This is a genomic window from Lentzea sp. JNUCC 0626, from assembly GCF_043632865.1.
Classification (GTDB): domain Bacteria; phylum Actinomycetota; class Actinomycetes; order Mycobacteriales; family Pseudonocardiaceae; genus Lentzea.
Window position 1 is genome coordinate 9411043 of sequence record NZ_CP171635.1, and the last position, 14708, is coordinate 9425750.

Annotated in this window: 14 protein-coding genes; 4 read left to right on the forward strand and 10 right to left on the reverse strand. The window is 68.7% G+C overall.

From position 1 onward, the window contains the following. Positions 1-28 precede the first annotated feature (28 nt). The 4 genes from JNUCC0626_RS44200 to JNUCC0626_RS44215 all read right to left on the reverse strand — a co-directional run bounded on the left by JNUCC0626_RS44200 (position 29) and on the right by JNUCC0626_RS44215 (position 4903). Positions 29-2065 (reverse strand): hypothetical protein, encoded by a 2037-nt coding sequence (locus JNUCC0626_RS44200; RefSeq protein ID WP_394616575.1) that lies wholly within the window; start codon positions 2063-2065, stop codon positions 29-31. Between the two features lie 133 nt (positions 2066-2198). Continuing rightward, complete coding sequence (locus JNUCC0626_RS44205; RefSeq protein ID WP_394616576.1) at positions 2199-2393, reverse strand: antitoxin; 195 nt, start codon at positions 2391-2393, stop codon at positions 2199-2201. Positions 2394-2447: 54 nt separating this feature from the next. Continuing rightward, a complete protein-coding gene (locus JNUCC0626_RS44210) occupies positions 2448-4223 on the reverse strand; it encodes an FtsX-like permease family protein (protein ID WP_394616577.1) in 1776 nt (591 codons plus the stop codon). Further along, positions 4220-4903, reverse strand: coding sequence for an ABC transporter ATP-binding protein (locus tag JNUCC0626_RS44215; RefSeq protein ID WP_394616578.1), 684 nt, complete (start codon positions 4901-4903; stop codon positions 4220-4222). Before JNUCC0626_RS44215 ends, JNUCC0626_RS44210 begins: the two co-directional genes overlap by 4 nt. A 108-nt stretch (positions 4904-5011) precedes the next feature. Here JNUCC0626_RS44215 and JNUCC0626_RS44220 point away from each other — a divergent pair, with 108 nt between their 5' ends. Genes JNUCC0626_RS44220 through JNUCC0626_RS44235 form a run of 4 tightly spaced genes read left to right on the forward strand, consistent with a single transcriptional unit; the run spans position 5012 to position 7848 of the window. Then, positions 5012-6085 carry a sensor histidine kinase gene (locus tag JNUCC0626_RS44220; RefSeq protein WP_394616579.1) on the forward strand — a complete coding sequence of 358 codons (1074 nt, stop codon included), beginning with the start codon at positions 5012-5014 and terminating at the stop codon, positions 6083-6085. Beyond that, entirely contained in the window at positions 6082-6708 is a 627-nt protein-coding gene (locus tag JNUCC0626_RS44225; protein WP_394616580.1) for a response regulator, read from the forward strand. The genes JNUCC0626_RS44220 and JNUCC0626_RS44225 overlap by 4 nt, the downstream gene beginning before the upstream one ends. A 60-nt stretch (positions 6709-6768) precedes the next feature. Further along, complete coding sequence (locus JNUCC0626_RS44230) at positions 6769-7101, forward strand: hypothetical protein (protein ID WP_394616581.1); 333 nt, start codon at positions 6769-6771, stop codon at positions 7099-7101. A 51-nt stretch (positions 7102-7152) separates the two neighbouring features. Beyond that, the gene (locus tag JNUCC0626_RS44235) at positions 7153-7848 is read left to right on the forward strand and encodes a peptidylprolyl isomerase (RefSeq protein WP_394616582.1); all 696 of its coding nucleotides are present in this window, start codon (positions 7153-7155) and stop codon (positions 7846-7848) included. On the opposite strand, the gene JNUCC0626_RS44240 is transcribed toward JNUCC0626_RS44235, so the two are convergent. From JNUCC0626_RS44240 to JNUCC0626_RS44265, 6 genes are all read right to left on the reverse strand, one after another. Then, on the reverse strand, positions 7845-8387 hold the full coding sequence (locus tag JNUCC0626_RS44240; protein ID WP_394616583.1) for a TetR/AcrR family transcriptional regulator: 543 nt from the start codon (positions 8385-8387) through the stop codon (positions 7845-7847). The genes JNUCC0626_RS44235 and JNUCC0626_RS44240 overlap by 4 nt on opposite strands. 102 nt (positions 8388-8489) lie before the next feature. Continuing rightward, positions 8490-9653, reverse strand: a complete 1164-nt coding sequence (locus JNUCC0626_RS44245; RefSeq protein ID WP_394622239.1) for an acyl-CoA dehydrogenase family protein — start codon at positions 9651-9653, stop codon at positions 8490-8492. Beyond that, the gene (locus tag JNUCC0626_RS44250) at positions 9653-10738 is read right to left on the reverse strand and encodes a CaiB/BaiF CoA transferase family protein (RefSeq protein ID WP_394616584.1); all 1086 of its coding nucleotides are present in this window, start codon (positions 10736-10738) and stop codon (positions 9653-9655) included. Before JNUCC0626_RS44250 ends, JNUCC0626_RS44245 begins: the two co-directional genes overlap by 1 nt. Before the next feature lie 151 nt (positions 10739-10889). Further along, positions 10890-12008, reverse strand: a complete 1119-nt coding sequence (locus JNUCC0626_RS44255; RefSeq protein ID WP_394616585.1) for a Glu/Leu/Phe/Val family dehydrogenase — start codon at positions 12006-12008, stop codon at positions 10890-10892. A gap of 8 nt (positions 12009-12016) precedes the next feature. Further along, positions 12017-13177, reverse strand: coding sequence for an NAD(P)/FAD-dependent oxidoreductase (locus JNUCC0626_RS44260; RefSeq protein WP_394616586.1), 1161 nt, complete (start codon positions 13175-13177; stop codon positions 12017-12019). Next, positions 13158-14642 carry an aldehyde dehydrogenase family protein gene (locus tag JNUCC0626_RS44265; protein WP_394616587.1) on the reverse strand — a complete coding sequence of 495 codons (1485 nt, stop codon included), beginning with the start codon at positions 14640-14642 and terminating at the stop codon, positions 13158-13160. The genes JNUCC0626_RS44260 and JNUCC0626_RS44265 overlap by 20 nt, the downstream gene beginning before the upstream one ends. Positions 14643-14708: the final 66 nt, after the last annotated feature.

The following is a 14708-nucleotide window of genomic DNA, read 5'->3' on the forward strand; positions in this document are numbered from 1 at the left end:
GGCCGTACGGCCCGCAGAACGGCGTGGTTCAACGGCGAGTGGCCCTCACCAGCGCCGTCGGGTCGCAGGAGGCCAGGTGGTCACGCAGTGCGACGTGGGCGAAGCGGTACTCGCCGTCCACTCGGGTGAGCAGCAGCCTGTCCTGGGCGAGGTGTAGCAAAGCCTTGCGGCGGAACGACAATTCGCCCAGCGAGAGAGGGCGCGTGACGCCTTCGGCCGCCACTTCGGAGAGCGCGTCGAACGGCCACACGTAGTCGCGTGCGGCCGTTGGGGTGACAAGCAGACCGAGTGCCACTCCCAGTGCGGTTCCCCACGATCCGAGCGTGCCCATCCCACCCAGCAGACCGACCGCGCCGAGGACCGGGACAGCGGGCTGCACCCACCACGGCCTCCCCAGTCGCATGCGTTGCTGTTGTCCCGGACGCACCGTGCGCCACACACGTCCCACGGCCGCGGCGAAAATTCCGCCTGCCACGCCTGCGGAAAAGCCGACTCCCATGCCCGCCAGCACGACGTACGGGCCGGTCCAGATCATCGAGACGCCCGGCGCGGCGGCGATCAGCAAAGCCCACGGCACGGGAGCGTCGCCCGGTATGAAACCCAACGCCAAGAAGAATGACGCGATCACCACGAACACACACGTCACGAAGTACGGCCACGGCGTGCCGATTTCGCCTAGCCACAACCCGACGAGCCCGACCATCAACCCGGCGATCGCACCGGCGATGAATCCCATCACGGCGGTCACAATGCCGTGCGCGCGTCCAGGCGGGTGAAAGACGTGCGGCAGTTTGTTCGCCATCACCATCACGAGCAACGACGAAGCGGCGACCACGAACACCAACGCCGGCCACAAGCCGAGACGCAGACCCGTCATGAACGCCACGGCGCACACACCACCGGCATAGGCGGCAGGCACCGCGCGCACGAACAACAACCACAACGGGCGAGTCGGCAGCAGCGGAAGCCACGCACGGCGGTGCGGCATGTGCACGGGCGCGCCGAGATCCGGTCGTCCCAACCGAGCGAGGAACTTCAACGCACGGATGGTCGGGCCCGCACCGCGTTGGCCGGACAGCCTCTCCACGACGAAGGAGCCCACGAAGTCGGTGCCGATCGTGTCGACTTGCTTGTCGAGGTGCGTCAACGCCAGCAGGTTCAACGCCAGCGGTGAGTCGAGCTTCTCCCAGATCTCCGGCGTGAGTGCCGATTCCAGGCTGTCGAGCCGAGGGCTCACCGACGCGATGTACTCCAGGACCTGCCCGCGCGACAACGGTTCAACGTGCACCGACGGCAGGTTCTCGATCGGTCCGGTCGAGGTGACGACGGAGGCGAACGGCGCGAGCTCGGACTCGCAGTGCGCGCGGTCGACGCGCGGTACCTCGTCCAGGCCGTCGATGAGCACGATGACGCGTTCGCGGCGCAGCCAGATCGTGCCGGCCGAGCGGCTGATGCCGTAGCGGCGATTCATCTCCCGCAGCAGCCACGCGGTGAACTCCGTCGGCTTGCGCGTGCCGTACGCACGCCATGTCGCCAAGTCCACGATGACGGGAATCGGTGCGTCCGGGTCGTTGCGGGCCCGTTCGACCAGCACGAGACAGAGTTCGCGCAACAGCGTCGACCGCCCGCTGCCGATCGGTCCGATCAGCACCATGCTGTGGCCGAGGCGCTCGTAGACGGCCACCAGGTCCGGTGACGAGACTTCCTCGCCGTCCACCCGCACCGCGAGCTTCGGCTGCTGCAACACACCCAGCTTGATCTGCGTCTGGGCTGCCAGCGACGCGGCGAGCAACGCCTTCACCCGCGTCTCGACGCGGGCGAGCGCGGCCGTGCGGCTGCTCGTCTCGTGGCCGCGCACCCGCTCCCAGATCGCGAGACCGACGGCGACGAGCACCATCGCGCCGACCAGGGGCCACAACCACCGGCCGAACTCGCCGATGAACCCCGGTACCGGCCCGCCAGTGCTCACGCTGATGGCGGCCGGCAGCAGCAGAACGACGGTGACCAGGCACAAAGCGGCCAACGCGGTCAACCGCGCCGCTCTCGTCACCCCGCTCGGATCCACCTTCACCTCCGCGATCCCGGCGAACGACGGTAACCGTGTCGCCGGGATCGCGGAAGTGAATCCGATCAGGCTTAACTCACACGCGAACCTAGCGTCTGAGCCGCCTCAGAAGGACCACTCTGAGTGGGTCCCGCTACTGCTGTTGCTGGCCACCGAAGTTGCGGAGGCCTTCCTTGAGCTTGTCCTCGCCCTTGTCGATGTGCTCGCTGTGCTTGCCACCGGTCTTGTCGTCAGCGAACTGCCCGGCGCGCTCGACACCCTGGTCGACCTTGTCGCCGTGCTCACCGATGAGGTCCTTGGCCTTGTTCTTCAACTCGTCGAATCCCATGACTGCATTACCTCCCTATGCAGTTCGGTTACCCGGTCTTGGATCCGGTACACGTCACTGGATCGAGTGAAGTGCCGCGACCGGACTCACCCGCGCCGCCCGGCGGGCAGGCAGCAGCCCCGCGCCTGCCGTGAGTGCGGTGAGGACGAGCACGACCACGCCGACCGCCACGACGGGAACCTGCAACGGCCACTCGACGCCCAGCGCGATGATCGCGAGCCAGGCGTAGGGAACACCGATCGCGAGCCCGAGCACCGCGCCGACCGAACCGTAGAGGGCGGCCTCGGTCGTGATGAGGCGACGGAGTCCCTTGCGGGGCAAGCCGATCGCGCGCAACAGGCCGGACTCATGAGTCCGTTCGAGCACCGACAACGCCGTGGTCGAGCCTACTCCCACCACGGCGATGAGAATCGTGAGGAACAGCAGTCCGAGCGCGATTGCCACCAAAGAGGTGAACTCGTTCTCCAGCGCCTGGCGACGGTCCGCGAGTGACTCGGCCTCGAAGCCTGCCGGCACGCGTTCTTTGGCGCCGTTGGCAAGCGCGCCAACGGTTTCCCCCTCCACATCGGACGAGTGCAGCAGTGCACTGCCGAGGGGGATCTCGCCGAACAGCGTTGCCGCGACGGTCATCCGCACGCCGTTGACGTCCGCGGCGGAACCAGCGGTGAGACCGAGCCTGGTCGCCGTCGAGGTGGACAGGATGAGCTTGCGCGGTCCCATGTCGGCGAGAGCACCGGAATCGACGCGGAAGTCGCTCAGGTCGCCCAGCCCCGTCATGTCGAGGTCGGTGGCGCGCATGGTGAGCGTGCCGTCGACGGTGATCTCGGTGCGCCGGTAGGGGAGCACGTTCGTCAGCCCGGCCGCGGTCAGCGCCGCGGCGTCGACCGGCCCGGTGATCTCCAGGTCGGCGGGGTAGGCGCTGGCCATCTCCGCCTTTCCCAGTCCCTGCAACGTGTTCGCGCCCGTCAGGGTCGCGATGACGAGGCTGACGCCCACCGCGACCACCGCCGTGACCGACGCGGCCCGGCGTGGCGCGCCACCGACACCGCTGACCGCCAGCGTGCCGATGGTGCTGCGCCGCAACAGGATTCCGAACAACCGGAGGACCGGCGTGATCAACGCGGGCCCGAGCGTGATCAACGTGCCGAACGTCAACGCACCGCTGATGGTCGTGCGCAGCAGCAGATCCTCGATCATCCCGCTCGGCCGTCGCGCGTCGGCGAGGCCGTCGACCGCCACGGAGACCAGCAGCCACCCGGCGCCGGCGGCCATGAGGGAGCCGAGCACCCAGCGCGGCAGACCGATCCGGCTCTGGGCGTCCTGGACGGCGGACGTGCGCAGCGCCTCCAGCGGGGAGACCTTGGCCGCCGACCACGCGGGAGCCAGCACGGCGAGCGTGGTCAGCACGAACGACCCGAACACCACGGCCAGCGCGGGCGTGAGCGGGAACCCCGGCGCCACCAGACCCGCGAGCGGCACGAGCTGCCCGGCCCCGGCCGCCAGCGCGACCCCGGCGACCGACGCCAGCAGTCCGGCCAGCGCGCCCTCGGCGACGAGCCCGCGCGCCAGCCGTCCCCGCGTGGCACCGACCGCGCGCAGCAACGCGAGTTCCCGCATCCGTTGCGCGAACACGATCCGGAACGTCGAGGTGGAGACCAGTGCGGCCACGATCATCGCGACCGTGACGAAGGCGCCTAGCAGCAGGAACACCTCGACCAGCTGCTTGGCCTGAGCGGCCAGGGAGCGTTCGGCGATGTCCTTGGCGAGCGCCGTCGAGTACGCGAAGAACGCGGCGATCGTGATCGACAGGACGGGCAGGAACCTCCTCACGCGGCGACCGCCTGAACGACACGGCCGTCGGCCATGTGCACCACGGCGTCGGCATAAGAGGCGGCCCTCTCGTCGTGCGTCACCATCACGATCGTCTGCCCGAACTCCCGCACGGTCTGCCGCAGCAGGTTGAGCACGTCCGCCGCCGCCCGCGAGTCGAGGTTCCCGGTCGGCTCATCAGCGAAAACGACCTCAGGACGGGTGACCAGCGCCCGCGCCAGCGCCACGCGCTGCTGCTGCCCGCCGGACAGCTCCGACGGCCGGTGCGCCAGCCGTGACGACAGCCCGAGCACCTCCACGAGCTGCGTGAACCAGGCCTTGTCGACGGGACGTCCGGCGAGGGTCAGCGGCAGCAGGACGTTCTGCCGGGCGGTGAGCGTCGGCAGCAGGTTGAACGACTGGAACACGAACCCGATCCGGTCCCGCCGCACCTTCGTCAGCGCGTTGTCGGAGAGCCTCGTCAGGTCCTTCCCGCCGAGCAACGCCGCGCCGGACGTGGCCGTGTCGAGGCCGGCCAGGCAGTGCATGAGCGTCGACTTCCCGGACCCGGACGGGCCCATGATCGCGCTGAACGCGGCAGGCCGGAACCCGACGGTCACCCCGTCGAGCGCTCGAACCGCGGTGTCACCGGAGCCGTACACCTTCACGAGGTCGGCGGCGGCGGAAGCGAAGTTGTTCACATGGCCAGCAAAGTCCGGAGCGGAGCGCGACACCTCGGTCCTGCGCCGGGTTCGCCTCTGTCTTTCGGCCGATCTGCGGACCGCACGCAAATGCCTAAGGTCATGGCCATGCTCTGGAGGTTCGGCGCGGTCGCCGCACTGCTCGCCGCGGGGTTCGTGGACTTCTGGTACGGCCTGTTCCGGTCGCCGGGTCTCTACCCGTGGACGGGCTGGGCCGCGTTCGCGTGCATCGTGCTGGCCACCCTCGCCTGGCTGCGCCCGAACCGGGCGCTCGCCGCCGTCGCCGCCACCGCGAGCCTGACGTTCACCCTGGTCAACCCCCTCGACAAGGAGTTCGGCCTGGCCGAGACCCTCGCGCTGACGGGCGTGCTGGCGGTGACGACCCACCGGGCCAGGTCGTGGCGGGACGCGCCGCTGGTCGCCCTGGTCGTCGTCGCCCTGGTCAGCCAGCCGTGGGAGCACCCGCTCGGCAGCACCTCCCTGACGTTGATGATGGGCCTGCTGGTCGTCGCCACCGGGGTGCTCGCGCTGGTCGGCTACCTGCGGTTGCTGAGCACCGCCCGCGAGAGGCAGGTCGAGGCCGTCCGGGCCGAGCAGAAGGCCGAGTTCGCGCGGGACCTGCACGACTTCGTGGGCCACCACATCACGGGCATGGTCGTGCTGGCCCAGGGCGCCGGGCGGATCGTCGAACGGAACCCGGCGCAGGCGCGAGAAGCCCTGGAACGCATCGAGGAGGCCGGCGGCGAGGCCATGACCGCGATGCGCCGCATGGTGGGCATGCTGCGCGACGACGCTCCCGTCGCACCGGTCGCGGGCGTCGTCGACATCGAACCGTTGATCGCGGCCGAACCACGCGCGACCCTCGAAGTCCACGGCGACACGGAGACCCTGCCTCCCGAGGTCGCCAGCTCGGTCCACCGCGTGGTCATGGAGTCGCTGACGAACGTGCGCAAGCACGCCAGGGAAGCGACCACAGTGGACGTCCGGATCCAGACCACGGCGGACTGGGTGACTGTCAAGATCTCCAACGACGGCAAGCCCGCGAGGCAGGGCAACGGTTTCGGGCTCGTCGGACTCACCGAACGAGTGCAGGCGCTCGGTGGCAGACTCAGAGCAGGGCCGGGCATCGACGGCGGCTGGGTCGTCGACGCGGCACTCCCGACCGGAAAGGCGACCGCGTGATCAGGGTTCTCGTCGCGGACGACCAGGCGATGGTGCGCACGGGCTTCGGCATGATTCTAGGGGCCGAGTCCGACATCGAGGTCGTGGCCGAAGCGCGGGACGGTGTCGAGGCCGTCGCCGAAGCGCGGCGCACCAAGCCGGACGTCGCGTTGATGGACATCCGCATGCCCCGCATGGACGGACTCGAAGCGCTCAAACAGATCGCCGACGACGTGAACGTGGTGGTGTGCACGACGTTCGACCACGACGACTACGTGCACACGGCGCTGAAGAACGGCGCGTGCGGCTTTCTGCTGAAGGACGCCGGTCCGAACCTCCTCGTCGAAGCGGTCCGTGCGGCCGTCACGGGCGACGCGCTCATCAGCCCGTCGATCACCGTAAGACTGTTGCAGCACATGAACACGCCCGCACCACAAGAGCCGCACAAGCTCTCGTCACGCGAACTCGACGTGGTGAAGCTCGCGGCCGTCGGCAAGACGAACGCCGAGATCGCCCAGGAACTGTTCATCTCGCTGGGCACGGTGAAGACGCACCTCGCGAGCGTGCAGACCAAACTGGACGCCCGCAACCGCGTCGAGATCGCCGCCTGGGCGTGGGAAACCCGCCTGGTCGGCCAAAAGTAGGATCCGCAACCGGTCTCCGGACAGAAGCCAGACCCCGCGCACATCACCAGAATTCGAGCCATGAAGAAACTGCTCCTGCTGATTCCCGTGCTGGCGCTCACCGCGTGCGGCCCGAAGAGCTACACCTACGAGGCGTTCTACGACATCGAAGGCACCGGCAAGGCCCAGTTGACGCTGAACGTTCCCGGCGGTGCCTCGCAGTCGGAAACCGTCGACCTGCCGATCAAGGACGCGGCGATGCTCGCCAACGCCCTCGGCAAGATCACGCTCGTGGTGAAGCCGGAGTCCGGTCAAGCCACCTGCAAACTTCGCGTGGAGAAGGAAAAGGAGCTCACGAACTCCGGCGCGGAGGCGAAGTGCGAGTACGACATCACCGAGTCGACCGACAACTGAGTGATCCGTTAAACCTTGCCCGCTCGCACCGAACTCCACTAGGAAACGCGCATGAGGCGAATCGCAGCTGGACTGGCAGTGGCGGCGCTGGCCGTGGGTTTCATCACGACGGGCACCGCGTCAGCCGACGTGCAGACGGCCCGGCCCGACTGCGGCTACACCGCGACCCCCGAGGAGCCCGCCGCGCGGCCGGTGTCCATCCCGCACGACCCGTGGTTCACCAAGGGCAAGGTCCTCGTCAAGGTGAAGACCAACCAGGGTGACATCCCGCTGGTCCTCGACCGCACCAAGGCCGCGTGCACCGCGCACAGCTTCATCCACCTCGCGCACCGCGGCTTCTACAACCAGACCGAGTGCCACCGGCTCACGGCGTACCCGACGCTGAAGGTGCTGCAGTGCGGCGACCCGTCCAACACCGGCGAGGGCGGCCCCGGTTACAAGTACGAGGACGAACTGCCGACCGACCTGCAGCCCGCGCCGAACGACCCCACCGGGGAGCGCCGGATCTACCCGCGCGGCACGCTCGCGATGGCCAACGCGGGCCCGGACACCAACGGCTCGCAGTTCTTCCTCGTGCAGGCGGACTCGATCCTGCGTCCCAACTACACGGTGTTCGGCCAGATCCTGCCCGAGGGCCTGAAGACCCTGGACAAGATCGCGGCCGGCGGCATCGCGGGGGAGAACCCGCTCGACGGCCGCCCGAACGTGAAGTCCGAACTGAAGTGGGTGCTCCCGCTGGGCCTCTAATGAGCGGCCCAGCCCTGTAAAGCCCCGTAGAACGCGTCGGAGAGCCGCCGGACCACCTGTTCGTCAGGTAGTCCGGCGGTTTTCGTCAGGTCGAGGATCTCCCGCGGGTCGAACAACGCGTTGTGCAGAAACCGCGCCACGTTCAGCAACGTGTCGGGCAGCTCCAGGTCGATCAGCACGCCCCGCAACGCCTGGTCCCACGCGCTGCACGACAAGGCCGCCATCGCCTCGCCGCCGTGCAGGCGGTGCAGGAACCCGCGCTGCGACGAATACCGCACCATCACCGGGCCGTGGGCGTTCTGCAGCTTCACCCACCGCGCTGCCTGGTGCTCGAACAGTTCCTTGCCGGTCTTGCGAGACCGTTCGCCGTGGTCGACCAACGACGCCATGACGTCTTCGTGGTAGGCCACCACGAGCGCTTCCACGGACGGGAAGTGCCGATACGCCGTCGCCTGGGAAAGCGCCGCCTTGCGCGCGATCGACTGCATCGTCGCCGTTGCTGGTTCAGCCCGCAGGACGTGCGTCGCGGCATCCAGCAATCGCTTGCGGTTGCGGCGCGCGTCACTGCGGCTGTTTGTCTCCTCCGGCAGAACTTCCTCCCACCCCCGAGCCCAGTGCGAGGTGCAGGATAAGACGAAAGATCAGCGGAACGAGGGGATTCCGGTCAACGCGTGGCCGATGGATAGCAAATGGATGTCGGAAGTCCCTTCGTACGTCAGGACGGATTCCAGGTTGTTGGCGTGACGCAGCGGCGAGTACTCCAGCGAGATGCCGTTCGCGCCGAGGACGGTCCGGCTTTCCCTGGCGATCGCGATGGCCGACTCGACGTTGTTGTACTTGCCGACGCTGATCTGCTCGGGCTTGAGCGTGCCCGCCTCCTTGAGCCGCGCGAGGTGCAACGCGAGCAACATCGAGTTGCTGACCTGCACCGCCATGCTCGCGAGCTTGCGCTGCGTCAGCTGGAACGAGGCGATCGGCTTGTCGAACTGGATGCGCGTGCCGGAGTAGCGCAGGGCCGCCTGCAACGAATCCCGCGCGGCACCGACAGCGCCGAACACGATCCCGAACCGCGCCTCGTTCAGACATGTCAGCGGTGCCCGCAAGGAAGTCGCGAGCGGCAGCCGCGCGCTTTCCGGCAGCCGCACGTCCTCCAGGACCAACTCGGAGGTGACGGACGCTCGCATCGACAGCTTCTGCTTGATGTCGCGCGTCGAGAATCCCGGCGTGCCGCGCGGAACGAGGAATCCGCGAATTCCCTCCTCCGTCCGCGCCCACACCGTCGCCACGTCCGCCAGGCCGCCGTTGGTGATCCACATCTTGGTGCCGTTGAGCACCCAGTCCGCACCGTCGCGCACCGCCTTCGTGCGCATGCCGGACGGGTTCGACCCGAAGTCGGGTTCGGTCAGGCCGAAACAGCCGATCGCCTCACCGGCGGCCAGCCGCGGCAGCCACTCCTGCTTCTGCTCCTCCGACCCGTACTGCCAGATCGAGAACATCGACAGCGACCCCTGCACGGACACGAAGCTGCGGATGCCGCTGTCCACGGCCTCCAGTTCCAGGCACGCGAGCCCGTACGCGAGCGCCGACGTCCCGGCGCACCCGTAGCCCTCGAGGTGCATGCCGAGCACACCGAGCTTGCCCAACTCCTGTGCCAGTTCGCGCGGCAGCATGCCCGCCTCGAACCACTCGGCGACGTGCGGCCGCACGTGCTCCGCCAGGTACGCCGCGACGGTGGCCTGGATGTCGCGCTCCTCGTCGCCCAGCAACGACGGGATGTCCAGCAACTGCAACGGGTCCTGCACGATCACGGCTCCAGCTTCGGCGGGCGCAGCCGGTACGTGACCGGCGTGCGCGACAGGCGGATGGGGTTCGCGACGAGCGTCATGTCGCCGATCGTCGCGGTCGGGTTGAGGTCCAGCGACTCCGCCAGCGCGAACGCGTGCGCGACATCGTTGACAGGACCGCACGGCACCCCGAGGGGCGTCAGCGTCTCGAACCAGTGCTGAGCGGGCCGCGTCCGCAACCGCGCCGACAGCACCTCGAACAACTCGTCGACGTGCTCGACCCGGTCGGAGTTCGTGACGAACCGCTCGTCGGTCGCGAGCTCCGGCACGTCGAGCACCGAGCACAGCCGGCGGAACTGCCGGTCGTTGCCCACCGCCAGCACGATCGGCTGGTCGACCGTCGGGAACACCTCGTACGGCGCGATCGACGGATGCCGGTTGCCCATCGGCTTCGGCACCGACCCGGCCAGGGTGAACCCCGCGCTCTGGTTCACCATGCTCGACAGCAGCACCGTCAGCAGGTCGAGTTCGACGAGCTGCCCCAGCCCCGTCGCCTCGCGATGCCGCAGCGCCGCCAGGATCCCGACGCACGCGTGCAGGCCGGTCAGCACGTCGACCAGCGCCACACCGGTCTTCACCGGCTCGTACGGACCGGGCCCCGTCACGCTCATCAACCCGCCCACGGCCTGCGCGAGCAGGTCGTAGCCCGGCAGGTCCGCGCCCTTGCCGGAGCCGAACCCCGAGATGGAGCAGTAGACGAGGTCGTCGCGCCCGAGCGACTCGTAGTCCAGCCCGAACTTCTTCATGGTGCCGGGCTTGAAGTTCTCGACCACGACGTCCGCCCGCGCGATCAGCTCACGCGCCTGCTCCCTGCCCTGCTCGGTGGACAGGTCGATCTGCACCGACGTCTTGTTCCTGTTGACGGACAGGAAGTACGTCGCCTCGTCCTCGTAGTGCGGCGGACCCCACGCGCGGGTCTCGTCGCCCCTGCCGGGCTGCTCGACCTTGACCACCTCAGCGCCCAGGTCGCCCAGCATCATCGTCGCGTACGGCGCCGCGAGCACCCGGCTGAAGTCCGCGATCACCACGCCTTCGAGGGAACTCATGCCGTCCGCCTTCGCTGCTTCGTCCTCGCGCACAACACATGCGCACGTTCCTGCCCGATGTCGAGGTTCTTGTACCCCGCTCCTCGTTGCTTCGCCGTTGCATGCGCCATCGCCGGCGCACGGTCGCGTGCCGGTTCGTGCGTGCCGCCGCTCACGCGACCCGCCCGCGCAACTTCATCGCGGCGAGCACGCGCTCCTGTGCGAGCGCGCGGGCCGCCACGTGCGTTGTGGTGCCACGACTTCTGGCCTCGGCGAGGACGTTCACCGCGTTCGCCCTCAGCTTCTCCGACACGGCCTCCAGCACCGTCGCGGGATTCACCGGGAACGGCGAGTACCGCGCGTCCATGCCGTACGCCGCCGCCACGACGCCACCGGCGTTCGCGATGAAGTCCGGCACGACCGTGATCCCGCGCCGCGCGAGAACCTCTTGCGCCGCAACGGAAGTCGGCAGGTTCGCACCCTCGATCACCAGGGTGGTGTCGAGCTCGCTCGCCAGGTCCGCGTCGATCACGTCCTGCAGTGCGGCGGGCACCAGCACGTCGCAGGGCACCCGCAGTTCGGTGCCGAGTGCCTGGACCGCGCCGTACTCCTCGACCGCGAGATCACCGAACTCGCCTCGCAGCTTCAGCAGCCGTGCGACGTCCAGACCGCCGGCGTCCACCAGCGCACCGCGCACCGATGACACGGCGACGACCACAGCGCCCAGTTCGGCGAACCGCTTCGCCGCCGCGGCGCCGACCGCGCCAAAGCCTTGCACCGCCACGCGTTTGCCGCGCAGCTCCACCAACTCGTCCGCCACCTCGGCCACGCCGTACCCGGTGACGCCCAGCTCGTCGTACGGAAGACCGCCGAGTTGAGCCGGTGCGCCCATCATAGCGCCGCGGTCCGACAGTTCGTCCTGGACGATCGCGGCGTCCCGTTCGGTGAGGCCGACGTCGAGGCCGAGCACGTACTCGCGCGGCACCTCGTTGGAGAGCTTGCGCGCGAACGCCCGCAGCGCCGCTTCCTTGTCAGGGGAGGAAGGATCGAACACGATCCCCGCCTTCGCGCCGCCGAAGAACAGGTCGACTCCGGCCCACTTCCACGTCATCACGCGCGCGAGGCGGGCGATCTCCTCGACCGTCACGGCCGGACTCATCCGCGTGCCGCCCTTGCCCATGCCGCGCGCGGTGTTGTCGATGACGAGCACACCTTTCATGCCGGTGCGCCGGTCGGACACGCAGACGACCTTCTCGGGCCCCCACTCGTCCATGAGCTGGAGAACGTCCATCACATTCCTCACACGCAGTTGAGTTCGGGCCGCGCCTGGTCGGCGGCGAACCTGGAGGCGTCCAGCGCGGACACGTCGACGAAGGGCTCGCGGCCGAGCACGAGGTCGCGCACGACCTCGCCGACCGCGGGGCCCTGCAGGAAGCCGTGCCCGCTGAAACCGGTGGCGTAGAAGAAGTTGCCGGCCGAGCCGATGAGGGCGTTGTGGTCCGGGGTCACCTCGTACAGCCCGGCCCACCCGTCGCGCACGCCCACGTCCAGCAGCCTCGGCGCGCGCCTGCCGATCGCCTCGGTGAGCCGCGGCAGCCAGGCGTCGGACACGTCCAGCTTGAAGCCCGGCGTCTCGTCGGGATCGGACATGCCGAACAGCAGTCCCGGGCCCTCGCGGTGGAAGTAGAAGGTGCTGCCGAAGTCGATGGTGAACGGGGTCACCCGATCGTGTAGCTCCGGCATGGGTTCGGTGAACATGATCTGCCTTCGCAGCGGGGAAACCGGCAGGTCAACGCCCACCATCGCGCCGATCTCGCGGGACCAGGCACCGGCCGCGCAGACGACTTTCCGCGCCGAAACGGCCCCGCGGCCGGTCTCCACGCGAAAACTGTCGGACCCCGTCCCTACTATCGATTCCACGGTGGTTCGAGTGCTGAAGCGGGCACCGAACCGGCGGGCAGCGGTGGCATAACCGAGGACGACGGACTCAGGCGTGCAGTGGCCGTCGTCCGGAGAGAACGCCGCCGCGAGCAGGCCGTCCGCTTCGATCAGCGGCGACATCCGCCGTGCTTCCTCGACAGTCAGCATGCGACTGCGCACGCCGAGGGAGTTCTGGAGGTCGACGTTGCGCTCGAACGCCGTGACGTGGTCCCGAGAGGAGAGGAGGAACAGATAGCCGACCTGGTGCAGGTCGATCACCTGCCCCGGCCGCTGCGGAAAGCGTTGGAACAGTTCGATTGAGCGAGCTCCGAGCCTGATGTTCAGTTCGTCGGAGAACTGGGCGCGCACCCCACCCGCCGCTTTGCAGGTGGAGCCGGAACCCAGATCATCCTTCTCGACGACCACCACATCCCGGACTCCTGCCTCGGCCAGGTGAAAGGCAATGGATGTGCCGATCACCCCGCCGCCGATGACGACGACCTCAGCTTGAGCGGGCAGCTCAGGCGAGGCGGAAGTCAAGGTTCGCCTCGATCGCGAGAGTGTCCATTTGCGCCTTCTGCAGCTTCCCGGAGTAGTCCCAGTTCATGGACTGCCAGCGGGTGAACTGGTCGAGCACCCACACGCCCGACTGCCGGGAGCCGTTGCCGCTCTTGCCGTTGCCGCCGAACGGCAGGTGCGCCTCGGCCCCGGACGTCGAGTTGTTGACGCTCACCATGCCGGCGGAGATGCCGGCGCGGAACCGGAAGGCCTTGTTCGGGTCCGTGGTGTAGATCGAGCACGAGAGGCCGTAGCCCGGCTTGTTGCCGAGCTCGATCGCCTCGTCCAGGTCCGCGTACTTCATGACGCCGACGATCGGCCCGAACGTTTCCTGGAGGAAGAGTTCGTCGTCGTCGCGCACACCGGAAACGATTGCGGGGTGGTAGAAGAAGCCGTTCTCACCAGTGAAGTCGCCGCGCGGGCTGGTGGCGGAGATGCGGCCGGTCGGGCCGTGCACCGTGTGGTGCTCGCCGATCCAGCCGAGGTACTTCTCGTACGCCAGCGCGAACTTCTCGTCCAGCAACGGTCCGTACAGGACGTCGCCGGTCGGGTCGCCCACGGTGGCTCCGGCGACGGCCTCGGTGAACCGGGTCAGGAACTCGTCGTACCGCGACTCGTGCACGATCGCCGTGCCGAGCGAGGTGCAGCGCTGGCCCGCGGAGCCGAAGCCGGCGAACAGCGCGCCCTGGACCGCGAGGTCGAGGTCCGCGTCCTCGGTGACGACCATCGGGTTCTTGCCGCCCAGTTCCAGGCACGGCGTCTGGAGGTGGCGGCCGCACAGTTCGCCGATGCGCACACCGACCTCGCTGGAGCCGGTGAAGCCGACCTTGTCGACGAGGCCCTGCTGCAGTGACTGCTCCAAACCGGTGAACGTCTCCGAGCCCTCGGCGAAGACGATCTCGAACACGCCGGCGGGGATGCCCGCGGCCTGGAAGACGTCGTAGAAGGCCTGGGCGGAGGCGGCGGAGTACTCGGCGGGCTTCCACACGACCGAGTTGCCGCACAGCAGTGCGGGGACGATGTACCAGGACGGCACGGCGACGGGGAAGTTGCCGGCGGTGATGATCGCCGCGACGCCGACCGGGTTGCGGAACGTGAAGAGCTGCTTGTCGGCCATCTCGGAGGGGACCGTCTGCCCGTAGAGGCGCCGGCCCTCGCCGACGAAGAAGTCGCAGGTGTCGACGATCTCCTGGACCTCGCCGCGGGCCTCGCCGATCGGCTTGCCGATCTCGCGGGTCACGAGCTGGGCCAGGGGTTCGAAGTTGGCTTCGACCAGGCGGCCGATGTTGCCGATGACCTGGCCTCGCACGGGTGCGGGCACGCGTGCCCACGCGCGTTGGGCGGCTTTGGCCCGGTGGGCCGCGTCGACGAAGGCGCGGCTGGTCGCGAGCTCGATCTCGGCGACCACGTCGGAGGTGTTCGACGGGTTCGTGGAGATGTACGGCATGGCATCCACCCTGGTAGGTGGGCGGCGGATGCGCCAGAGGTCGCAGAATGAAACCTCGCGACCTTG